25 protein-coding genes and 2 pseudogenes are annotated in these 21,576 nt (G+C 60.0%); 12 read left to right on the top strand and 15 right to left on the bottom strand.

Features of this window, described 5'->3' with window-relative positions:
- Positions 1-84 precede the first annotated feature (84 nt).
- On the top strand, positions 85-618 hold the full coding sequence (gene sodC / locus ACI2KS_RS14045; RefSeq protein ID WP_404621144.1) for a superoxide dismutase [Cu-Zn] SodC: 534 nt from the start codon (positions 85-87) through the stop codon (positions 616-618).
- Between the two features lie 152 nt (positions 619-770).
- On the top strand, positions 771-1,694 hold the full coding sequence (locus ACI2KS_RS14040; RefSeq protein WP_404621142.1) for a pyridoxal-phosphate dependent enzyme: 924 nt from the start codon (positions 771-773) through the stop codon (positions 1,692-1,694).
- Positions 1,695-1,741: 47 nt separating this feature from the next.
- On the opposite strand, the gene ACI2KS_RS14035 is transcribed toward ACI2KS_RS14040, so the two are convergent.
- From ACI2KS_RS14035 to ACI2KS_RS14020, 4 genes are all read right to left on the bottom strand, one after another.
- Entirely contained in the window at positions 1,742-2,464 is a 723-nt protein-coding gene (locus ACI2KS_RS14035; RefSeq protein WP_404621140.1) for a dienelactone hydrolase family protein, read from the bottom strand.
- 135 nt (positions 2,465-2,599) lie between these two features.
- A complete protein-coding gene (locus ACI2KS_RS14030) occupies positions 2,600-3,388 on the bottom strand; it encodes an SDR family oxidoreductase (RefSeq protein ID WP_404621138.1) in 789 nt (262 codons plus the stop codon).
- Positions 3,389-3,484: 96 nt separating this feature from the next.
- Positions 3,485-4,024 (bottom strand): sterol desaturase family protein, encoded by a 540-nt coding sequence (locus tag ACI2KS_RS14025; protein ID WP_404621136.1) that lies wholly within the window; start codon positions 4,022-4,024, stop codon positions 3,485-3,487.
- A complete protein-coding gene (locus ACI2KS_RS14020; protein WP_404621132.1) occupies positions 4,021-4,371 on the bottom strand; it encodes a hypothetical protein in 351 nt (116 codons plus the stop codon). Before ACI2KS_RS14020 ends, ACI2KS_RS14025 begins: the two co-directional genes overlap by 4 nt.
- Between ACI2KS_RS14020 and ppnN the strand changes: the two genes are divergently transcribed.
- The 3 genes from ppnN to ACI2KS_RS14005 all read left to right on the top strand — a co-directional run bounded on the left by ppnN (position 4,357) and on the right by ACI2KS_RS14005 (position 7,166).
- Positions 4,357-5,730 carry a nucleotide 5'-monophosphate nucleosidase PpnN gene (ppnN, locus tag ACI2KS_RS14015; RefSeq protein ID WP_404621130.1) on the top strand — a complete coding sequence of 458 codons (1,374 nt, stop codon included), beginning with the start codon at positions 4,357-4,359 and terminating at the stop codon, positions 5,728-5,730. The genes ACI2KS_RS14020 and ppnN overlap by 15 nt on opposite strands.
- 161 nt (positions 5,731-5,891) lie before the next feature.
- Complete coding sequence (locus tag ACI2KS_RS14010; RefSeq protein WP_404621128.1) at positions 5,892-6,485, top strand: GNAT family N-acetyltransferase; 594 nt, start codon at positions 5,892-5,894, stop codon at positions 6,483-6,485.
- Positions 6,486-6,719: 234 nt separating this feature from the next.
- Positions 6,720-7,166: a CBS domain-containing protein gene (locus ACI2KS_RS14005; protein ID WP_404621126.1), complete on the top strand. Its 447-nt coding sequence runs from the start codon at positions 6,720-6,722 to the stop codon at positions 7,164-7,166.
- A 59-nt stretch (positions 7,167-7,225) separates the two neighbouring features.
- Here the strand turns inward: ACI2KS_RS14005 and ACI2KS_RS14000 are convergent.
- The 3 genes and pseudogenes from ACI2KS_RS14000 to ACI2KS_RS13990 form a co-directional block, all read right to left on the bottom strand.
- Positions 7,226-7,807: pseudogene (locus tag ACI2KS_RS14000) on the bottom strand (methyl-accepting chemotaxis protein); the annotation flags it as partial.
- Positions 7,808-8,350: 543 nt separating this feature from the next.
- Positions 8,351-9,220: pseudogene (locus ACI2KS_RS13995) on the bottom strand (cache domain-containing protein); the annotation flags it as partial.
- A gap of 120 nt (positions 9,221-9,340) precedes the next feature.
- Positions 9,341-10,090, bottom strand: a complete 750-nt coding sequence (locus ACI2KS_RS13990; protein ID WP_404621615.1) for a hypothetical protein — start codon at positions 10,088-10,090, stop codon at positions 9,341-9,343.
- Positions 10,091-10,505: 415 nt separating this feature from the next.
- On the opposite strand from ACI2KS_RS13990, the gene ACI2KS_RS13985 reads away from it, so the two are divergent.
- From ACI2KS_RS13985 to ACI2KS_RS13970, 4 genes are all read left to right on the top strand, one after another.
- On the top strand, positions 10,506-11,663 hold the full coding sequence (locus ACI2KS_RS13985; RefSeq protein ID WP_404621613.1) for a murein transglycosylase A: 1,158 nt from the start codon (positions 10,506-10,508) through the stop codon (positions 11,661-11,663).
- A gap of 6 nt (positions 11,664-11,669) precedes the next feature.
- A complete protein-coding gene (locus ACI2KS_RS13980; RefSeq protein WP_404621124.1) occupies positions 11,670-12,275 on the top strand; it encodes a GNAT family N-acetyltransferase in 606 nt (201 codons plus the stop codon).
- Between the two features lie 105 nt (positions 12,276-12,380).
- Complete coding sequence (locus ACI2KS_RS13975) at positions 12,381-13,595, top strand: MFS transporter (protein ID WP_404621122.1); 1,215 nt, start codon at positions 12,381-12,383, stop codon at positions 13,593-13,595.
- A gap of 30 nt (positions 13,596-13,625) precedes the next feature.
- Entirely contained in the window at positions 13,626-14,207 is a 582-nt protein-coding gene (locus tag ACI2KS_RS13970; protein ID WP_404621120.1) for a MarR family winged helix-turn-helix transcriptional regulator, read from the top strand.
- A 41-nt stretch (positions 14,208-14,248) separates the two neighbouring features.
- On the opposite strand, the gene ACI2KS_RS13965 is transcribed toward ACI2KS_RS13970, so the two are convergent.
- Complete coding sequence (locus ACI2KS_RS13965; RefSeq protein WP_404621118.1) at positions 14,249-14,455, bottom strand: DUF2934 domain-containing protein; 207 nt, start codon at positions 14,453-14,455, stop codon at positions 14,249-14,251.
- 220 nt (positions 14,456-14,675) lie between these two features.
- A complete protein-coding gene (locus ACI2KS_RS13960; RefSeq protein ID WP_404621116.1) occupies positions 14,676-15,065 on the bottom strand; it encodes a hypothetical protein in 390 nt (129 codons plus the stop codon).
- A gap of 117 nt (positions 15,066-15,182) precedes the next feature.
- Between ACI2KS_RS13960 and pseH the strand changes: the two genes are divergently transcribed.
- On the top strand, positions 15,183-15,746 hold the full coding sequence (gene pseH, locus ACI2KS_RS13955; protein WP_404621114.1) for a UDP-4-amino-4,6-dideoxy-N-acetyl-beta-L-altrosamine N-acetyltransferase: 564 nt from the start codon (positions 15,183-15,185) through the stop codon (positions 15,744-15,746).
- An 18-nt stretch (positions 15,747-15,764) separates the two neighbouring features.
- Here the strand turns inward: pseH and ACI2KS_RS13950 are convergent, their stop codons facing one another.
- Together ACI2KS_RS13950 and ACI2KS_RS13945 are read right to left on the bottom strand one after the other, a co-directional pair.
- Entirely contained in the window at positions 15,765-16,289 is a 525-nt protein-coding gene (locus ACI2KS_RS13950) for a sugar O-acetyltransferase (RefSeq protein WP_404621112.1), read from the bottom strand.
- A gap of 198 nt (positions 16,290-16,487) precedes the next feature.
- Positions 16,488-16,802 (bottom strand): DUF6021 family protein, encoded by a 315-nt coding sequence (locus ACI2KS_RS13945; RefSeq protein ID WP_404621110.1) that lies wholly within the window; start codon positions 16,800-16,802, stop codon positions 16,488-16,490.
- 424 nt (positions 16,803-17,226) lie between these two features.
- Here ACI2KS_RS13945 and ACI2KS_RS13940 point away from each other — a divergent pair, with 424 nt between their 5' ends.
- Positions 17,227-17,475 carry a hypothetical protein gene (locus ACI2KS_RS13940; protein ID WP_404621108.1) on the top strand — a complete coding sequence of 83 codons (249 nt, stop codon included), beginning with the start codon at positions 17,227-17,229 and terminating at the stop codon, positions 17,473-17,475.
- Here the strand turns inward: ACI2KS_RS13940 and ACI2KS_RS13935 are convergent.
- Positions 17,465-17,920: a hypothetical protein gene (locus ACI2KS_RS13935; RefSeq protein WP_404621106.1), complete on the bottom strand. Its 456-nt coding sequence runs from the start codon at positions 17,918-17,920 to the stop codon at positions 17,465-17,467. The genes ACI2KS_RS13940 and ACI2KS_RS13935 overlap by 11 nt on opposite strands.
- 283 nt (positions 17,921-18,203) lie before the next feature.
- On the opposite strand from ACI2KS_RS13935, the gene ACI2KS_RS13930 reads away from it, so the two are divergent.
- Complete coding sequence (locus ACI2KS_RS13930) at positions 18,204-19,166, top strand: AraC family transcriptional regulator (protein ID WP_404621104.1); 963 nt, start codon at positions 18,204-18,206, stop codon at positions 19,164-19,166.
- A gap of 91 nt (positions 19,167-19,257) precedes the next feature.
- Here ACI2KS_RS13930 and ACI2KS_RS13925 read toward each other — a convergent pair whose 3' ends face one another.
- From ACI2KS_RS13925 to ACI2KS_RS13915, 3 genes are all read right to left on the bottom strand, one after another.
- Positions 19,258-19,797, bottom strand: coding sequence for a carbonic anhydrase (locus ACI2KS_RS13925; protein WP_404621102.1), 540 nt, complete (start codon positions 19,795-19,797; stop codon positions 19,258-19,260).
- A gap of 26 nt (positions 19,798-19,823) precedes the next feature.
- The gene (locus tag ACI2KS_RS13920) at positions 19,824-20,567 is read right to left on the bottom strand and encodes an SDR family NAD(P)-dependent oxidoreductase (RefSeq protein ID WP_404621100.1); all 744 of its coding nucleotides are present in this window, start codon (positions 20,565-20,567) and stop codon (positions 19,824-19,826) included.
- A 467-nt stretch (positions 20,568-21,034) separates the two neighbouring features.
- The gene (locus ACI2KS_RS13915; RefSeq protein ID WP_404621098.1) at positions 21,035-21,472 is read right to left on the bottom strand and encodes a winged helix-turn-helix transcriptional regulator; all 438 of its coding nucleotides are present in this window, start codon (positions 21,470-21,472) and stop codon (positions 21,035-21,037) included.
- Positions 21,473-21,576: the final 104 nt, after the last annotated feature.

Genomic DNA, 21,576 nt, shown 5'->3' with positions numbered 1-21,576 from the left:
CACACTCTAATCCCGTGCGGCCTGCGACGCCGCGCCTGTTCAGCTACCCTCAACGTCGTTTCCCACTACTTCGATGGAACGCTAATGAAACGTCATACATGGCTCGGCCTTGCCGGCACCCTTTCCCTGAGTGTCCTTTGCTCCGCTGTACAGGCTCAATCGCTGGAGGTGCCGATCAACCTGGTCAGCGCCGAGGGCGCATCCAAACCCATCGGTCAGGTCACCATCAGCGAGACCGCCTACGGTCTGCTGTTCACGCCAAAACTGAGCGCACTGCCAGCGGGCGTGCACGGCTTCCACGTGCATGAAAACGGCAGCTGCGAGGCGGGCACCAAAGACGGCAAGAAGGTCGCGGCCCTGGCGGCGGGCGGGCACTTCGATCCGGCCAAGACCGGCAAGCATCTGGGGCCCTATGCCGAAGGCCATCTGGGCGATCTGCCGGCGATCTACGTAACGGCCGATGGCATGGCCAATGACCCGGTGCTGGCACCACGCCTGAAGAAGATCTCCGAGATCAAAGGCCACGCGCTGATGATTCACGCGGGTGGCGACAACCACGCCGACATGCCGATGCCACTGGGCGGCGGCGGTGACCGGATGGCCTGCGGGGTGATCTGATCGCCGTCGGCACGACCACCGCGCCGGTCATGCTCTCGCTGAGCATGGCCGGTTTTTTTTGCCTGCTGCGCGAGATTTTTCCGCCGACCGGCGTCTGGATTGCTTAACCTTCACGGCTTACGCACGCTGCTGCTCGTTCTTGGAGAACCCCGATGCTGCACATCCGCACCCCGCTCATCCTGCACACCACCCTATCCACCGCCGACAGGCGCATCTGGCTGAAGCTGGAAAACCTGCAGCCCAGTGGCTCGTTCAAGATGCGCGGCATGGGTCGGCTCTGCAGCTACGCCGCCGAACAAGGCATGAAAAGCGTGGTCTGCCCGTCCGGTGGCAATGCCGGGCTCGCCGCCGCCATGGCGGCCATCAGCCTGGGCTTGCAGGCTGTGATCATCGTGCCTTCGACAACGCCTGAAGCCACCCGGCAGCGCATCGCCCGCACCGGCGCCCAGGTGCGCGTGCATGGCCAGGTCTGGGATGAGTCCAATCAGCTGGCGCTGCAACTGGCCGAAGACCCGCAGACCCAGTACGTACCGGCATTCGACCATCCCCTGCTGTGGGAAGGGCACAGCAGCATGGTCGATGAGATCCTCCAGGACTGCCCTGAGGTCGACACCATCGTCACCTCGGTGGGCGGCGGTGGCCTGCTGGCCGGCATCCTCACCGGCCTTGAGCGACATGAGCGGTTTGACTGCCGTGTCGTCGCCTGCGAGACCGAAGGTGCAGCCTCATTCGCCGCAGCGCTCGAGGCCGGGCATCCGGTCAGACTGTCGCAGATCAAGACGGTGGCCAGTTCACTTGCAGCCTCGCAAGTCGCGCCATGGCCGGTGCAGCACATTGCCCGGTTCCCGCATCAGAGCGTGGTGCTCAGGGACGAGGACGCGATCAATGGCGTCGTGCGCTACGCCGAAGACCTGCGCCAGCTGGTGGAACCGGCTTGTGGCGTGTCACTGGCGGTCGCCTACCTCGACCACCCGGCCATCGCCGCCGCCCATGACGTGGTGATCGTGGTCTGCGGCGGCGTCAGCATCAGCCCGCAGACCGTTGCCAGTTGGCAAGGTGAGCGACCTGGCGTCTGATCAAGCCAGGCCTGCGGCTTGCTCCGCTTGAGCTGGCCGCTGCCCGGTCAACCCCACAAGGTACGGCCGAAGAACGTCAGGGTGCGATCCCAGGCCAGTTGCGCCCAGACCGGGTCGTACTGAGTGCCGGCAATGCGCCCGTAGCCGACCGCGGTTTCATTGGTGAACGCATGATGGGCCAGGTAGCGGTGGAATTCGATATCAACCCCGCCTTCGCTCAGTTTTGCTTCCAGCTTGTCGACGTTCTCGGCGGGAAAGAATTCATCCTGGGTCGCCCAGTGGGCCTGGACCGGCACCTTGATCGCCTTGGGATCGAGGTACTCCAGCGGCGGCATGCCGTAGAACACCACGCCGGCGGACAGCTGGGGGATGGAATTGAGCGCCAGCAGGGTCAAGGCACCGCCCATGCAGAAACCGGTGACGCCGACTTTCTGCGTGAGGCCCTTGAGGTATTGCACGGCACCGAGGATGTCCTGGCTGGCGGCATCGGCGAAGTCGAGTTTGCTCATCAGGTGATGCGCTTCCTCTTCCTCGACAGTCGTTTCGCCGCGATACAAGTCCGGTACCAGCGCCAGATAGCCTGCGGCGGCCAGGCGATCGGCGACCCCGAGAATCTGATCGTTCAAGCCCCACCACTCCTGGATCACCACGATGGCTGGCGCGCCTTGTGCCTTGGCCGGGCTGGCCAGATAACCGCTGACGTCCTTGCCGTCCGGGCGCTTGTAGGTGATGGTTTTTCCCGTTGCCCCATGGGGCGTTGTCTGCGTCATGATGATCTCCCGAGCATGAAAGAAGGCATTGCAACGCTGACCGGTAAGCTCACCGGCCAGTGCGAATCTGTTGTTCTACGACACTTGAGCGACCCTGAACAGAGCCTGCGTCGACACCTCAAGTAAAGTCACGGGTCAGAAGGTGCCCGGATACCCGCCGCCATCGAGCAACAGGTTCTGGCCGGTCATGAACCCTGCGTGCTCGCTGCACAGAAACGCGCAGAAGGCGCCGAATTCATCCGCGGTGCCAAAGCGCTGGGCGGGAACCGCCTTGCGGCGTTGATCGGAAACCACATCGACACTGGCACCGTTTTTCTCGGCGGCCAGGCTGATGTTCTTTTGCAGGCGTTCAGTGTCGAACGGTCCCGGCAACAGATTGTTGATGGTGACGTTGTTGCCAGCCAGTTGCGGCTGGCGCGCCAGGCCTGCGATGAAGCCGGTCAGGCCACTGCGCGCACCGTTGGACAGCCCCAGCGTGTCGATCGGTGCCTTGACTGCGCCTGAGGTGATGTTGATTACCCGACCGAACTTACGGCCCGCCATGTCATCGACGCAGGCCTTGATCAGTTCGATGGGAGTCAGCATGTTGGCGTCCAGCGCCTTGATCCAGTCTTCACGTTGCCAGTCGCGAAAGTCCCCCGGCGGTGGTCCACCTGCGTTGTTGACCAGAATGTCGACCTGTGGGCAGGCGGCAAGCACTTGCTGACGGACCTCGGCCTGGCTGATGTCGCCCGCCACCGTACGCACTTCGATGCCCGGCGCCAGGCTGCGCAATTGTGCAGCCGCAGCTTGCAACGCTTCATTGCCGCGCGCGTTGATCACCAGATTGACGCCTTCTCTGGCCAGCGCCCGGGCGCAGCCCAAGCCCAGGCCCTTGCTCGCCGCGCAGACAATCGCCCAGCGTCCCGACAATCCCAGATCCATGAAAAGACTCCTGTTCATTCGATGATGAAAACACAGGGCTCAAACTTAGCATCTGTCGACCGGTTAAGCGCGAACCGCTGCGCTGAAGGTAGAGACTCAGCCGTTTTGCAGGTCGCCGCTGGGCGATGCGCGGCGAAGGTCGGCAAGGGCGTCTGCGTACCCCGAGGACTGCTCGGTCTGGCGCATCGCGCGCAATTGCTTGCGCAGGGCCGCTATCGAGGGCGCGTAGAGGAAGCCGAACGACACGCTGTTGCGTCGTCCCTTGATGGCGTGATGCATCAAGTGGGCGTGATACAGGCGCTTGAGGTAACGATTACGCGGCCTGGGACGCACGGGCCAATGACGATGGACCATGCCATCGTGGACCAGGATGTAGATCAGGCCGAAGGCGGCCACTCCCGCCCCTACCCACTGCAACGGATCGTGACCGCTGTTGCCGAGCACGATCAGGCCGACGGCGACCAGACCTAGCACCAGCAGGTAAATGTCGTTGGTTTCGAAGGCGCCCAGGTGCTCCTGGTGATGCGAGCGATGCAGGAACCAGCCCCAGCCGTGCATGACGTACTTGTGCGCAAGAAAGCCGACACCCTCCATGGCGACCAGGGTGCAGAGGAAAATCGCAAGGTTGAAGATCATAAGGTCAAGGATGCCGCAGGCGTCTGAACGTCGACGTGCAGCATACCGGGGCACGGCAGAAAATCAAAAAGCCGATGACCGAACGGGCGTCGCTCGCCGCAGGGCGGCCGGGCGGCGCGCCGCGACAGGAGCAAGAGCCCGATGAATGGCTCAGGCATCCAGCGGCCGTCCACCCACAACAAAGCACTGAACCGCGAAGATTTCATCGACAGCATTTGCTTTCCTAACCCACCGATGTAAAAAATGGCTGCATGGGTGAGCGGTGCTTCGTTCACTGTACTAATGCCGGCGCTCGTCAACGCTGCGCCGGCATCGCTTTCAAGGAATTCAGAATGGCTCCAAGACACGTAATCAACGCTTCGGTCAGTCCAAAAGGTAGCCTGGAGACACTGTCGCAACGAGAAGTACAACAGCTCAGTGCCGCAGGTTCGGGCAGCACCTACACCCTCTTCCGCCAGTGCGCCCTGGCCATTCTCAATACCGGCGCCCATGTCGACAATGCCAAGACCATCCTTGAAGCCTATAAGGACTTCGAGGTCCGTATTCACCAGCAGGATCGCGGCGTACGCCTGGAGCTTCTGAACGCTCCGGCCGACGCTTTCGTTGACGGCGAAATGATCGCCAGCACCCGGGAAATGCTGTTCAGCGCCCTGCGTGACATCGTTTATACCGAAAGCGAGCTGGACAGCCAGCGCATCGACCTGAGCACCTCTCAGGGCATCACCGACTACGTGTTCCACCTGCTGCGCAACGCCCGCACCCTGCGTCCCGGCGTCGAGCCGAAGATGGTCGTGTGCTGGGGTGGGCACTCGATCAACACCGAAGAATACAAGTACACCAAGAAGGTCGGTCACGAGCTGGGGCTGCGCAAGCTGGATATCTGCACCGGCTGCGGTCCGGGTGTGATGAAGGGGCCGATGAAGGGCGCCACCATTGCCCACGCCAAGCAGCGTATCAACGGTGGCCGTTATCTGGGCCTGACCGAGCCTGGGATCATCGCCGCCGAGGCACCGAACCCGATCGTCAACGAGCTGGTGATCCTGCCGGACATCGAAAAGCGTCTGGAAGCCTTTGTGCGCGTGGGTCACGGCATCATCATCTTCCCCGGCGGCGCGGGCACTGCTGAAGAGTTCCTGTACCTGCTGGGCATCCTCATGCACCCGGATAACCAGGGCCTGCCGTTCCCGGTGATCCTGACCGGGCCGAAACACACCGCGCCGTATCTTGAGCAACTGCACGCTTTCGTCAGCGCGACCTTGGGCGAAGAGGCGCACAAGCACTACACGATCATCATCGACGACCCGGCCGAGGTGGCCCGGCAGATGACCGAGGGCCTCAAGGAGGTGCGTCTGTTCCGCCGTGAACGCGCCGACGCCTTCCACTTCAACTGGCTGCTGAAGATCGAAGAGAGCTTCCAGCGCCCGTTCGACCCTACCCACGCCAACATGGCCAGCCTGCAACTACGCCGCGAGCTGCCGCCCCATGAACTGGCAGCTAACCTGCGCCGGGCGTTCTCCGGTATCGTCGCAGGCAACGTCAAGGACAAGGGCATCCGCCTGATCGAAGAGCACGGCCCCTACGAGATCCATGGTGACGCTGAAGTCATGAAGCCGCTGGACAAGCTGCTGCAGTCGTTCGTCGAACAGCACCGGATGAAACTCCCCGGCGGCGCGGCGTATGTGCCGTGTTACCGGGTGGTGTCCTGATCGCAGGGCTGTCGTCCCTGTTTTGATTGCACAGACTGCCCCTGTGGGGGCCGGCTTGCTGGCGAAGCGTCCGTCCAGACAACCTGAGGTTGAATGAACATGCGCATTCGCCAGCAAGCCGGCTCTCACATCAAAAACCTGGCTAACCCGATGGAACCCCGATGATTCACATCCGCCCTATGGCCGCCGACGACTTCGAGCGTTTCTGGCCAACCTTCCAGGCCGTCGTCCTGGCCCAGGAAACCTATGCCTACGATCCCGCCCTGAGTCGTGAGCAGGCGCTGCACCTGTGGCTGGAATACCCCTTGCACACTCTGATTGCCGAAGAAGACGGTGTGTTGCTCGGCAGCTATTACCTCAAGGCGAACGCAGCAGGCCCCGGCAGCCACGTCTGCAACTGTGGTTACATGGTCACCCCTGCCGCGCGCGGTCGCGGCGTCGCGCGGCTGATGTGCGAGCATTCGCAACAGCTGGCGGTGGACAGCGGTTTTTCCGCCATGCAGTTCAATTCTGTGGTCTCGACCAATCACGTTGCCGTCGCACTCTGGGAAAAACTGGGGTTCGAAACCGTCGGGCGCCTGCCCCGCGCCTATCGCCACGCCCGACAGGGTCTGGTCGATTGCCTGGTGATGTACAAATGGCTGGCCGACATGCCCGCCTCGCGCAAGGCCAAAAGCCCGCTGCTGATCGGGCGCAAGAACATCGAGTCGGTGGTTTCCCGACCGAGGCGCCCCGCTGCGGATAAACCCGACTGAATAGCTGACCCGTTCTCGGGCACCAGGCCTGAGCCCAATCTCCCATTGCGCATGGGCCTGGCCGTCCGTTCAGGCCCGTACCCGCAGGCAAAAGCATGATCAACAGCGCGCACTGACGCTTTTGATCATCTGCGCGACGCTTTGAAAACTTGCCGGAATGCCATCTCTCTACGATTCTGTATGCACGGCCCGTTGATGCGGCCGCGCTCACAAATACGCGCCGGAGAGGCCAACATGACGACCGTAGCCGAACTACTCAAGCTCAAAGACACACACCACGGTGAGGTTCATACCGTAAGGCCGGACCAGACGGTCTTCGAGGTAATCAAGTTGATGGATCAGATGAACATTGGCGCCGTGCCGGTGGTACAGGGCGGCAGGGTGATCGGAATCGTCAGCGAGCGCGATTACGCGCGCAAGATGGAACTCAAAGGGCGCGCATCAGTAGGCACTGCGGTGAGCGAGATCATGACGCATGAGGTGAAGACCGTGGACTCGCACCACACGGTCGATCAATGCATGAACATCATGACCGACCGGCGGCTGCGTCACCTGCCAGTGGTTGACGATGGGCAACTGGTCGGTTTGCTGTCAATCGGCGACCTGGTGAAGGCGGCGATCGCCGAACAGGCAAGACTGATCGAGAAGATGCAGGAATATATCCGCGGCGAGAGTTACTGAGCAAAAGCCGGAGCGGCTGCCTCCGGCTTTCGTTTTCACAGAGGATTCAGGGTGACGCCTTAACGCACCTTGAAGCGATCGATCATCAATACCAGCTTATCGTTGGACGCCATGAGCGCATCGACGCTGGTGTCGGTCTGCTGGCCGCAATCGACCAACTCACTCACCATGTGCCTGATCGCCACCATGTTCTGATTGATCTCTTCGGTGACCGCGCTTTGCTGTCCAGCGGCTGTGGCGATATGAGCGCTGAGGTCGTGAATGCGCAGCACCGACCCGGCCATCCCATCAAGGCCCTCGTTGACCCTTGAGGTGCGGTCGGCCGTGGCCTGACAGCTGACCTTGGTCTTTTCCATGGCGCCTACCGCAGTGCTTACGCCCTGCTCCAGACGGGCGAGCATCTCGTTGATTTCCGAGGTGCTCTGCTGCGTGCGCCCGGCCAGTGCCCGCACCTCATCGGCGACCACCGCGAAACCGCGCCCCTGCTCACCCGCCCGCGCCGCCTCGATGGCAGCGTTGAGCGCCAGCAGATTGGTTTGTTGGGCGATGCCGCCGATGACCCCGAGCACATCGGTAATGCGCTTGGCGTCCACCTGCATCTCCTGCACGTATTGGGTCGCGTCTTCAACCTCGGACACCAGCGCCAGGACGCTCACCGAGGCCTGGTCAACCACCTGCCGCGAGCGCTGCGCGGCGTCGTTCGCCGACTGGGTAAAGCTGGCCGTCTGCGTGGCACTTTCAGCGACGCTGTCGGCAGTGGCGCTCATTTCGTTGATGGCGGTCACTGCCTGATCGGTTTCCGAAGCATGGCGATTGAGGATCTGATTGATGTTGCGCGACTGATCCTGCAATTGAGCCAGGCCGGTGGAGATTTCCTCGGTTCCCCGGCGTACTTCGACGATCATGCTTTGCTGGAAGGCGATGAACTTGTTCACCGACTGGCCCACGGCATCCAGTTCATCTTCGCCGTGAATCGGAATGCGACGGGTCAGATCGGCTTCACCGCAAGACAGCGCATCGATATTGGACCGCAGCACGGTCAGACGTCCCAGCAAGCGGTGGAACGCGAACCCCAATACCGCCAGAAGCAGGAGCACCAGGGGAATCTGCAGCCAACCCAGGGTCTTGAGCACTTCATGGCTGCTGGCCGTCAGCATCGCGGTGGGCAGCGAGGTGGCGATCAACCATGGCGTACCGGCCACCGGGCGCAGGAAGAAAGTCAGGTCGCCGAGCTGTGGATCCTGATACTCGCGGGAATACATGGCATCGCCGGACATCTGGGTCAGGCCGTCCTGGATCGCCTTGGCGAACATCGATTGGCTGCTGAAGGCAGAGATGTTCTTGAGGATGATTTCGCCAGGGATACGGCTCTGGTTGGTGAGCACCTTGCCGTCACGCTCGACAATCATCACCTGGCCCTGAATGTCCTTTTCCTTCTCCTGAATCAAACCGTTGAAGAATCCCAGGGTAACGTCGATGGTCGAAACGCCGTACAGCGCGCTATCCTTGTAGATCCCCATGGCACAGTTGGTGCGCGGTTGCGGGCTGGCTTCGTCCTGATAGGCCGCAGCCCAGGCGCATTTGCCCTTCGGCGCATTTTGCCCGGCACGGTGCCAGGGCTGCTCCCAGTAGTTGGGCGCAGGCTCGGAGTTCCAGTAGCTGCTGCCCACCAGTTGGCCGCTGCCGTCGCGATGGTAGAACGTACTGTGCTTGTTGCGTCCGGGGGTGCGCTTGTCCGGCATTGGCCAGACGCCGCCGCCGAACACTTTGGCGTCGCCGTATTGGTCGACCAGCCCGGGCAGGACCTTGTCAATGGCATCGCTGTCCAGCAGCGGCACGGTCTGAGTGATGGCCCGGGACTGGGCCTCGACGCGGGCCAGATCAGCAAGAATTCGTGTGCCGATCTGGTCGACGTGGCTCACTACCACTTGCTCTTGCGCAGCGCGAACCTTGGGCGTGACGAAGTATTCGATACCTTGTTCGGTCAGCCCCGCAATGACCAGGATCAATGCTGAAAAAATGACCGTATAGCGCGCCTGCACCGTTTTAAACATCGTGGATCCCCATGGCCTGAAAAATTGTTGTTGTTCTGCACAACGCCAATTATGGATATCGACTGAAACGGGGGAACAATGAGGGCTGGCGATGAAAGGTTTGATGGACCCCTGAGGCGATCACTGCACCGGCAGGAAATTCAGGAAAAGCAGGCTTTGCGCGTAGTTCAGGCCGATGCGCCGATAGCGCTCATCGAGCATCTGGGTCAACAGGTCCAGGCGCGCGACGATCTTGCCGAATTCGGTGGCAAAGCTCAGGTTGCTGCCCTCCTCGGAGATCTCGTTGGAGAACAGCATCAGTCCGCCGTTGGCATTCTGTCGCTGGCTCAACAGCCAGGTGGCTTTTTCGATATTGCGCGCGGCGTTACTGACGAACGTCGGGTTGATCTGGTCGGTCATGTAGAACTCCAGACGCCCGCCGTGCGCGGTGATCAACATACTGCCGATGGCGTAGATGAACGCGCCGACCCGATCGCCCAGAAACTCCGGGCTCAGGGCATAACTCAGGGCGGCCAGGTCACGACGGTTGCCCAGTTGGGCCAAGGGTGTTCGTTGTTCAATGGCGTTGCGCACGTTGCGTTCGGCAGAGCGGGCATCGACGAACCCGGACTTGCGCCACTCGGCAGGATTGCGCAAGTACAGTTTGTTCATCAGCAGGTACAGGCTCTCCAGGTTGTCGTGCATGGCGAGGGTGGCCATGCGATCGACACTGGTCTGAAAGAACTCCTGCGGCCGGGTCTCACTGAACTGATTGGCAACGTCGCGCCCGTCCTGGCGCGTGCAACCGGCCGCGCAGAGCGTCGACAGACACACCACCAGCAGCGCACGAGCGGCGCGGCACACAGGCAAACGGGAAAAGGCAAACACCATCAATCACAAGCTTCAACAATCTGGACACCGCGCGAATCGCCGCGTCCCGGCCATGCATAGAGCGGCAAATCGAAGAAAAGTGCGATCCAGCCAGCAAATAGCGGTTTCTCGCCGGTACGGCGGTATTGGCCTGAGGATCGCCACCGCCGGCAAGCCGGACTGCTATCGGATGACGCAGAGCGTCATGGGCTGCATTCCCACGCGGAGCGTGGGAACGATCAGTAGGCCGCTGTTGATTCCTGTGGCAGCACGGTGCCGGCTGAGTGCATGGGCGTGCTGGTATAGGCACGGCTGCCGGGCGCAGGCGGTTGGCTCGCCGGGGTTTTTAATGCGAGCGCAGCGTTAGTGATTTGACGCAGCCCTCGCCTTTCACCAAGCTAGCCGCTTCACTTGTTTTCAGGACACATCCCGCGTGATGACCACAAGCCTGCACTGGCGCCGCTTTCTCTTCTGCCTCGCTCCCCTGATTGCCTTGCTCGCCGCCTGCGATGGCGGTGCGCCCAAGACCAAGCCCTCGGAGGCAACCACCTACGTCAGTGTCGAGTGGGACAAGCTGCCAGCCGTCAACGACCAGGACCTGATGGCCGGTTACAACAGCTGGTTCTCGGCCTGCAAGCGTCTGGCCAAGGACCCGGTCTGGGGCACGACCTGTGGCATGGCAGCGCAAGTGCCACTGGACCCGGCATCGGTGCGCGATTTTCTCAAGAATCAGCTGCAGGTCTATAGCCTGCGCTCCTCCGAGCATGGCGCCAACGGCCTGATCACCGGTTACTACGAGCCGATCTACAAAGGCAGCGAGCAGCACAACGATCAGCATCCGGTGGCGATCTACGGCGTGCCGGATGATTTGATCATCGTCAATCTGGACAGCATTTACCCGGAACTCAAGGGTAAACGCCTGCGCGGTCGTCTGGACGGTCGGGTGCTGCGCCCCTACGACGACGCCGCCACCATCGGCGATAAAGGCGTCAACGCGCCGGTGCTGGCATGGCTGGAAAACCCCATCGACCTGCAGTTTCTACAGATTCAAGGTTCGGGCCGGGTGCAGCTTGAGAGCGGCCGACAACTGCGCATTGCCTACGCCGACCAGAATGGCCATCCCTATAAGCCAGTCGGCCGCTGGTTGGTCGAGCAGGGTCAATTGACCAAGGATGAAGTGTCCATGGGACGGATTCGCGACTGGGCCATCGCCCATCCCGAGCGCGTCCACGAACTGCTCGGCAGTAACCCCAGCTATGTATTTTTCACGCTGCGCCCTGACAGTGATGAAGGCCCGCGCGGTTCGCTCAACGTACCGCTGACGGCTGGTTACAGTGTGGCCATCGACCGCAAGGTGATTCCGCTGGGCAGTTTGTTGTGGCTATCCTCGACCCGCCCCGATGGCACCCCGCTGGTGCGTCCGGTCGCCGCTCAAGACACCGGCGGCGCAATTGCCGGCGAAGTCCGTGCAGACATGTTCTGGGGTACTGGCGACGCTGCCGGTGAGCTGGCGGGCAACATGAAGCAGCAAGGACAGATCTGGATGCTGTGGCCCAAAGGCGCAGCGCTGCCCAACGCCAAACCCAAGGAATGATCCGGCATGAGTGCAGAAGTGATGGCAGACGAACAGCTGACGTTAAGCGGCGACAAGGTGGCTTTGCTGCCGCTACAGGCCGAGCATGCGCGCCGCTTGGTGCTGGCCGCTGAAGATGGCGAGCTATGGAACATGAAAGTCACGGTGATCCCGGGGCCAGGCACCGTGGAACAGTACATCGACAGCGCGCTCGCTGGCCGACTGTCGGGCAGCATGCTGCCCTTTGCCATCGTGCGGCGCGACACCGGTCAGATCGTCGGTAGCACGCGGTTCTGGAAGATCGATCGCAAGAACCGCAAGCTGGAAATCGGCCACACCTGGCTGAGCCAGTCGGTCCAGCGCTCCGGCCTGAACACCGAAATGAAGTACCTGCTGCTGTGCCACGCCTTTGAGGTGATGCAGTGCGTGCGGGTGCAGTTCACCACTGATGAACTCAATGAAAAGTCCCGCGCAGCGATCCTGCGTATCGGTGCGAAACAGGAAGGCATCGTGCGCCACGAGCGGATCATGCCCGACGGGCGTAAACGCAATTCGGTGCGATTCAGCATCATTGATGATGAGTGGCCACAGGTGAAGGCCATGCTGGTGGAGAAACTGGCTCGCACAGATTGAGCAATACGACGTCGGGCGATCTCTGATTCCGGTTTCGGGTTGATCTGAAACCGGTTTCAGGTATAACAGGAGGCTTGTCCTCAAAAGCGCCTTTGTACCTCTGTGATGAATACCACTTGCGATACTTCCCACGATTTCCACATGGGCTGGCTGCTGTTTGCGCTGGCCATGGGCGCGTTTGCCATCGGCACCACCGAGTTCGCCTCGATGACCCTGCTGCCGTTCATCGCCAGTGACTTTCACAGTACCCAGCCGTTGGCCGGGCATGCCATCAGCGCCTATGCGCTAGGGGTGGTAGTCGGCTCCCCGGTGATCATGGTGCTGGGTGTCAGGCTGCCGCGCCGGGCGCTGCTGGTGGGGCTGGCAGCCTTCATCGGTATCGCCAACGCCCTGAGCGCCGTCGCGCCAAGCCTGCCGTGGCTGGTGTTCTTTCGCTTTCTCAGCGGCTTTCCTCACGGTGCCTACTTTGGCGTCGCCATGCTACTGGCAGCCTCCCTTGTGCCGAAAAACCAGCGTGCCCAGGCGATTTCCCGGGTGTTCATGGGGCTGACCATCGCCACCATCATCGGCGTGCCGTTTGCCACCTGGATCGGGCAAACCATTGGCTGGCGGTGGGGCATGGCCATCGTCGCGGTATTGGCTGCCATCACTGCCGTGTTGATTCGCCTGCTGGCCCCGGCCTCCCCTGCACAGGCGGATGCCAGCCCGCTGCGCGAACTTGGGGCGCTGCGATCGCGTCAGGTGTGGCTGACCCTGGGCATTGCCGGCATCGGTTTTGGCGGTATTTTCTGCGTCTACACCTATCTGGCCGCAACGCTGATCGAGGTCACTCGTGCATCGGACTTCATGATCCCGGTGATCATGGCGGTCTTTGGCCTGGGCACCACGGTGGGCAATCTGGTGTGCGGCTGGGCGGCAGATCGCGCGACCATGCGCGCCGCTGGCATCTCACTGGGCTTCAGTGCACTCATGCTGGCGCTGTATCCGTCTGCCACGCAGAATTTATGGTTGCTGGCGCCGCTGGTGTTTTTCATTGGTTGCGGCGTCGGGCTCGCGTCGATCCTGCAAACGCGCCTGATGGACGTCGCACCGCACGCACAGTCATTGGCCGGAGCCTTGGTGCAGAGCGCGTTCAACCTGGCAAACGCCATCGGTCCCTGGGTCGGCGGGATGGTGATTGCCGCAGGCCTGGGCTTGCCGGCCACAGGCTATGCGGCCGCAGTCCTGACCCTGGGCGGCCTTGGCATGTGGTATTGGGCGATCACCGATGCTCGTCGCGCCGAGCAGCGCTTTGCCGGACAGTCCACCGGCCAGGCCTGATTGAGCGGGCCTACGCCGGCCTGCGTCACCGTGTCACCGCACAGACAGGCCGAAAAGCCTTGTCCGAACTGCTCGGGCAGGCATAATCGGCCCTGTCTTTTGCCAGCAGTGAGCCTTGCGGCTGTGAAACATGCAACGTCCTGCGCGGATCCGGCCGTGCCCAGCAGCTGCGCCAACGGGTCTGTGCGCCGCGCGTCCCGTCGCCTGGGGCAGATCTACGATGAAGCTTTCGTCACCTGCGGCCTCAAAGCCACCCAGTACTCGTTGCTTTCGCAAATCGCCCGCAGCGGTCAGCCCAAGATGCGCGACCTGGCCCAGGCATTGGTCATGGACCTCTCCGCTTTGGGGCACACCCTCAAACCGCTGGTGCGTGACGGACTGGTCGAATTGCAGGTGGATGAATCGGATCGCCGCAGCCGACGCGTATTGCTCACAGAGGCCGGCCAGCAAAAATATCAGCAGGCGCGCAAAATTTCTGAACGCGTCTCCCAGGTGTTCGACAAAACCTTCGGCGCGCAGGAGACGCTGAAGCTGCGTCAGGCGCTGGATTTCATCGCTTCAGAAGGCTTTGCCCGGTCGCTGCTTGAAGAGTTGAAGTCCAGCCAGTCGTGAGCCCAACAGGCCGCAACCGAAGTCGATCTCACCTGAAACGGCTATCTATCCTCGGATTTTTCATCAGGTGCGGGAAACAGCGTGCTGGTTGTTCTATGCCGGTGTGAGGTCCGCACCGGCGCCATGGCCGCAGACTCCGCAAGTTTGGTCGCCATTTCCCAGTGCCGCGCCTCTTGCCCTTCGGGCTGGCCTTCGGTTTCCCAAATCAGTTGCGCAAGTTGACGAACTGCTTCTTCGTCCACATTCATGCATGCCCCCCTTCCATATCTCTGCAGAACGGCAGCGGGTGTCAGATAGACACTCAGACCACCGTCCGTAGCGATGCCCGGTAAGCCGCCTATCAGACGGTACCGAATATCGGACACGCGCATGGACCCGCAACGCTTATGCGTACTCGACAGCGAGAAACGCCCCCCCGGGCCCCTGCGCATCATTGCAATACCGCGACCGCGCACCACGACGCCAGCCTCAGCGCCGGTTGCGAGCGACCAGCAAGCTGACCGCAAGGCCCAGGCTTGCCGCCGCCCCAACCGCTGCCCAAGGATGGGCGGTGACGTAACCCTTCGCTGTCGCCAGCGCGCGAGTCACAGGCGGCACGTCGGGTGCCCTCTCCACCCGGACCGCTGCGACCGCCGCTCCTTTCAAGAACTCCGTCAGCCGCTCACGCGCCAGGCCGGTCCGGTCTTCATGCAAGGCGTCACCTGCAGCAAGCAAGGCGTTGGTTTCGTCGATGAAAGTGTTCAATTGCGCACGGGTTCTCTCGTACAGATCATCGCTCAAGGTTTCGGCGACGTCGCTGATGGTCTGGCTCATATGAAATACCGTGATCGGGTTGTCGAAACCGGTTGACCAACCCATGCGTCAATTCGTTCCGGACAACCGAGCAACGGCTGAGAAAGTCAGCCATGGCGCTCGATCAAGGCGCCAGGTACCGCTAGGATGGAGGCATGCCTCAACCATCCTTCAGGGACCTGCATGAAATTCGTGCCCATTCTCGAGCTGCCCCCCGCCACCCAGGCTGCGGTTCGGCACCTGCGCAATCAACCGGATGTGCGCAAATTCATGTACACCTCCCACCCAATCAGTGAAGCCGAACATGCACAATGGCTGCAATCGCTGGCCGGCAATCCACGGCAATCGGTCTACGTTGTGCTGGAGGGAGAAACAGCTGTCGGCGTGGTTTCCCTGAGCGCCATCAACAGGGCGCAACAAACCGCGGACTGGGCGTTTTATCTCGATTCGGCGCAACAAGGCAAGGGGTTGGGCAGCCGCGTCGAGTGCTGGCTGCTCGACCGCGCTTTCGGTGCCGAACAGCTGCAAAAGCTCAACTGCGAAGTGCTGCAGAGCAACCAGGCAGTGATCAAAATGCATCAGAAGTTCGGTTTTGTCATCGAAGGTGTCCGCCGCCAGAACATTCTCAAGGACGGCGAGCGGATCGATGTAGTGCTGTTGGGTATCACCCATGATGAATGGCAGGCACAGCGCCCCAGGATGATCGGCATCATCGAACGGCTCGGCGGAGTAAAACCGCCTGTTTGAGCGGCAATCCGCGACAATTCATTCGACCGCTGCGCGCCCGTCCAGCCACTTTTTGAAACGCGCCGGCGTGCCCGCATAAACCGCGTTGGCCGGAACATCGGCGGTCACCACGCTGTTGGCGCCAATCACGCTGTTTTCACCGATCGTGACCCCCGGCAACACCACGGCGCCCGCGCCGATCCAGGCGTTGGCACCAATGGTTATCGGCATTGATCGGGTATGGCTATGGCGTTTCTCAGGGTCCAGGTCGTGGGTCGTGGTGCAGAGACGGACCTGCGGGCCCAGCAGGGCGCCGTCGCCGATGGTGATTGCGGCTTGATCCAGGAAGATGCATCCCGAATTGATCAGGACATTGCGGCCCAATGTCATTCGCCCCCGCTCAAAGTAAAACGGCGGCCGAATCACAGCGTTACCCTCGGTCACCACACCGGTCTTGCGCAGCAACCGATTGCTCTTTTTCTTGCCCAGATCAAATGTATCCAGCAGGCGTATGTACTCGGCAGGTTTTATGGTTTTTTTCAGTTCATACAACCACAGCATCATAGATCAGTCGCTTTTGAGGGGTGAACGGGGCAAGCCGCAGTTTGCCTGATTTCACCGGGCGCCACGTGGCTGGATCAAACGGGCGCGTCAAGGCTGCTGCCTGCTTCTTGTCGGCGCTGAAGATGCCAAACCTTCACCTGCAGCAGGCGCAATAAAAAACCCGACTCAATGGCCGGGTTCATGCAGTCCTGCAATCGGCTAAATGCCGGTGCCTCCAGACGATGGCAGCCCGTCATCATCAACCGTGCGCTTGCCCTTCGGGATCGGATCATTCTCGGTCCGGGCCGGATGCAGCGGATCGACCTGCGGGTCGCTAACATCCGGCGAGTCCGGATCAAACCCCAGTTCCTTATCCACACCACCCTGCTCCGCAGCCCCGCCACTCGCGACCGGTTGTGCTTGTTTCGCACGCTCTTGCGCGCCGGTGGCGTGGGAATCAAACCCGGTCTCGTTGTCCGTCTGGCTATTGACGCCTTTCTGTGAAATGTTCCCTGGTGCGTTGGGATTTTCCATCTCGATACTCCCTCCTCGTTGCGTGGGGTATCCACACATAGAATTGGGATGCCCCAACCGATCAGGAGTGCCCGGCGGTTGACGAGCGGTTGTTGAGCGACTGCTTGCTGGGATAGTTGTGCGCAGGGAATAGCCCGAGTTGAGGGTTGGGCTATGGGCACGCCAAACCCAACGAAGCTGCCCTGCGCCCCGCAAGCGCTAACCTAAGAAATGACGCCGCTCGCAGCCCAAGTGGCAAATAAACGGCAAGATGCAAGACCCCGGATCGGTCGTTGGACTCAACAACGGACGTCAGCCAGAGCAAGCGTTAACTCTGCACCGCGATTATGCTGCCAAGAGCGCTGCTGAATTAGCAGACCCTTTGCTAGAGCAGTGAGCCAAGCACTGACCCAAAGCCAAGAAAGCATCCACGAGGTAAAGAACAATGAAACACAACTATCGTTTCCTGCTAGATACCGAGCGCGAAGTCGCCAGCATCGAGACCGAAGGTGCAATGCCTCACATCGCTGTTGGAGTACATATCGACCTGATCGCCGAGGGTTATCAGCAACCTCCACAAACTCACCTCTTGGTTGAAGAGATCACAGTCATCCTGCATCAGATGAGCGGGCAGGTCGTGAGAAACGACGTCATGGTGAAGTGCTCGGAAGCCCCTGGTCGAGCTAGCTGGTAACAATCGGGCTGTCGCTCCGGAATGTGGGGGAAACTTCGACGCTGCTTTTCAGACTAGCCGACAAGCCGGTAGCCCTTACGCTCAGCCTTCGCATGGAGCAGCACATGAAAAACCCAGGATTTGCGGTTATTGCAACCATCAGCATCGCCGCGCTATCGGGATGTACCACAGCACAGAAGATCAGCCGCCCCATGGCACGACTGAATATCAAATCGCCTGCGGGGCGGCGGTGGGCTGGGGTGTGTGCTACAGCCGCGCAGAAGAGCTCTGCCCAGACGGTTATCAAACCGTGAACGAAGATCAGGGTTTCAATAGGAAAGAGCTTCGAATCAGTTGCGGCAAAGCTAAACAGTGAGCCAGTGAGCGAAGTCGCCGGATAGTTTTGCGGCAGTTTGTGAGCAGGTGTGATGTCTGGCACCACAAGGTGCGGGCTGTGCGTATCCATCCTGGGATCCACCACTCTCCTCACAACCAATACAGGTGCATTTACCGTTTGCAAACGCAGCCGCCAGCAATTCATTGAAAGCAGCTACCGGCCTCAAAGTCAGCCGCTTGTCATCGTCGAACAGATCCATCTTCTATCCCTTTGCTACCGTTCGTGGAATCGCAAGCTAAGCTGGGCGTGCATTCTGCCTCTAACGATGCTAAGCCTGATGCAGCACCGCGAACGAACGGCCACCGCCATCCCGTAACTCGCTACCGCGCATTTCCCGTCAACTGGAAACGCTATGAACGACGCTGATCATTGGTTGAATTACCTGGTTTCGGAAGACGTCGTGCTTGCCCGGTCAAGGGTCAAGGGCAATTGGGGCATACGGCTAGAACAGACAGCAGGTGCGTACTTCCATTTCATCGGTGAAGGCACCGCTTACGTCCAAATCGACGGAGGTCCGGAAATCTCGCTCGGGCCAGGTGACATCGTGGTTTTTCCTCAGGGGTCGTCACACCATCTACGCGGTACATTGACCAGCGAGGTTGTACCGCTCAGCCAATTCCTTCGGGACAGCGAGACGCGAAGCAATCCTGATGCAGGCGCAACGACTTTACTCTGCGGCTCGTTTGGCATTGCGCGGTATCTGATCATGTCGGCAATCAAGTCACTGCCCAAACTCATGCATTTAAAGGCACCAGTCAATGGTTCCAATTCCCCTTTTGCCGAGACCCTGCGACAGCTTTGTATTGAAGTCGAAAACGTAAAAATGGGTAGCGACACTGTGGTCAGGCACCTCCTTTCCACCCTTTTCATATACGTCCTCCGTCAATGGTCGCAAAGCCAGCACACACAGGCAGGTACATGGTTCTCCTCGCTCCAGAATCAGCACGTTGCCAAGGCACTGGCATGCATTCATAACTTTCCCACAACTAATTGGACTATCGAAACGCTGGCGCACGAAGCCGGCCTATCCCGATCCCTGTTCGCCAAGCAGTTCCACGAAGCAGTCGGCGAGACACCACATCTGTATTTGACACGGTGGCGACTCGGTATTGCTGATCAGTTACTGAGCCAGACAGACATCAGCGTCGGCGAGCTTGCTATGAAGATCGGGTACAACTCCGAGTACTCATTTGCCCGCGCCTTCAAGCAATCGCGAGGGACGACGCCAAACCAGCACAGACTCGCAAGACGCAAAGCCGAGATTAGCCAAGGGGAGGCATGTGGATTGACAGGCCAACTGCTGGCTAATTTGTGAAGACGCCGAACCGTTGCTCCAACCATTGTTGGGTTGAGACTTGGTTGGGGTTGGGAGTGGATGAGCGAAGGAATTTGCCCAGCGGGTACTTCTACTCCGGCCGTAACAGGCTGGTAGGTACAACAGTTTCGATAAGGCCGGTTGCCATGTCGTAAACGAGCCCGGTCACTGTAAAGCCCGCCGAGATATCTGGATTGGCTCGCAGCGCCATTACATCAATTGCCACAGCTTCATAAGGATCGTTGATTGCCAATGCGTCCAGATCTTCGGTCGGCACACCCAGGTATTTTGCCAACAACCCTGGATCATTGTGGTAGCAGCCTCTGATTCCGCATTCGGTGTGCTGCAACACCACCAGGTTCCATCCTTGACCAAGCTCCGAACCACCCAAGCGAGAAACGGTGCGAAGTACTGCCAGCGTTTCAAACAGCGCGGGATTCACGCGGCCACCAACGTTGCGGATGATCGCGGCCTCACCTGGCTCAAGCTTGAGCACATCCATAGGGTCGACCCGAGGGTCGACACAACCGATGATCATCGTTTTGCGTGAAGGAATGATTTTCAGCTCAGCCGAATACCCGTCCTTCGCGAACTCCGCGTTGCGCTGAGTCAGCGTCTCGATAAAGTTCATGATTACCTCAATCGTCAGGTTGGATATCAAGCGCGTTTTGGCAGACGGGTCAGCATCATCGCCTGGATTTTCTGAGGGTCAGCAGTGAACGCCTGGTAGATGCCACGCGACTGGCCACCTGCAACGACTTCGTCGTTGGTCCCCGCTTCCAGCGCGTCCAACGTGTCGGTCACAACTTCAACCGGGCTGAGGCGTGGTTCTGGCAGCTTGGCGCCCATGGCGGTGTCGGTCTGGACGGCGAGTACACCGATGACCTGAGTACCCTGTGCACCCAGCTCGGCACGAATGCTGCGATTGAGCGAAAGGCCAGCTGCTTTCGATGCGGCGTAGGTGCCCGCCATCGGGAGACTGATTAAGGAGAGCATCGACAGCATGTTGATGATGCCGCCACCGGTTTTAGCGAGGATTGGGGCGAAGGTCCGAGTCAGGGCCAATGGACCGAAGTAGTTCACTTCCATCTCAGTGCGTGCGTCGTCCATCGTTGGAGCGGAGATCGCACCGTCGAACGCGGCAAAACCAGCGTTATTGATCAGCAGAGTGACATCAGTAGCGACAGTCGCAGCCGCTGCAACCTGGTAGGGGTCGGTAACGTCCAACGGCAGGGGAACCAGACGGCGATCACCACTTTTCAGCAGGTCAGCCACAGCGGCGGTGTCACGAGCAGCAACGTAGATTTTTGCAGCGCCACGCTTTAGCAGCTCTTCGACGAAGGTACGGCCGATACCACGGTTAGCGCCGGTCACCAGTACTACAGAGTTTTCGATTTTCATGGGGGATTGCTCAAGGGGATTAGAAATTGATATCTGTCAGGAGAAGCGGCTGCCTCGCCTTCGATGGATCAAATATCTGCCCTTTCAAATTCACCCGGTAGTCGTCCAAACCGTCTAAGATTTATAACAAATCTGCATAGACACTTAGCACGGCACCTGTCTCGCCAGCTCAACCTGGCAAATCCCCATCACGCGACTTACGGCAAGATGTCGGCCGAGGCTCTTGAAATTCGACACGCTCACCTGAGAAACGACCTCTCGTGCGCTTACTCTCGCAGGCTGGTTTTCACTTCCCTCAAGAGGCGCAACCATGGCGCTTTTACACCCATAAGGTAATCGCCCACATGGGCTGATGGCTAAACGTGAGGTGAATCCTAAAGCATGCGCTACAGGCTAAATGTGACGGGAATTTCGTTCCGCCCTCTTAGCTCACCTGGGCACCACCGATGGCCCGCCCTCGCTGCTCGTCACGCCGGTTCGATAGCAACCACGTCATCAGGACGCAATATGCGACCGTCCTGGGACATCAGCTCTACTCGCCGCAAAGGCTGAAGATTTTTTGCGTCCAAAAGCTTTGTACCTTCCGCGTCCCAGACGGTGTGCTCCTCCCCCCACTGAGCCAAAGTGACCAGCACTGGTAGCAATGCCTTGCCCTTTGCCGTCAGAAAATACTGGCCATGCCCGCCCTCAGCCTCAGAAACCACGGTGAAGATCCTCTGTTCAACGAGAGCTTTGAGACGGGTGGCGAGGATATTTTTGGCGATGTCCAAGTGTTTTTGGAATTCACCGAATCGCGTTGCTCCTCCCACCGCATCCCGAATGATCAGCAAGGTCCACCAATCCCCGACCACGTCCAACGAACGCGCAATCGGGCATTGGTCCTCATCCAGACATTTACGTTTCACGGTGCACTCTCCAGGCGATACGGAAAAATATTTAATTTCTAGGTTGCATCATAAAACCAAAACACCTAATCTGACCACGGTTTAATCATGCAACCAAAAAATCA

The organism is Pseudomonas sp. NPDC087358 (genome assembly GCF_044900785.1).
Lineage (GTDB): Bacteria > Pseudomonadota > Gammaproteobacteria > Pseudomonadales > Pseudomonadaceae > Aquipseudomonas.
This window is presented reverse-complemented; position numbering and strand designations above follow the sequence as displayed.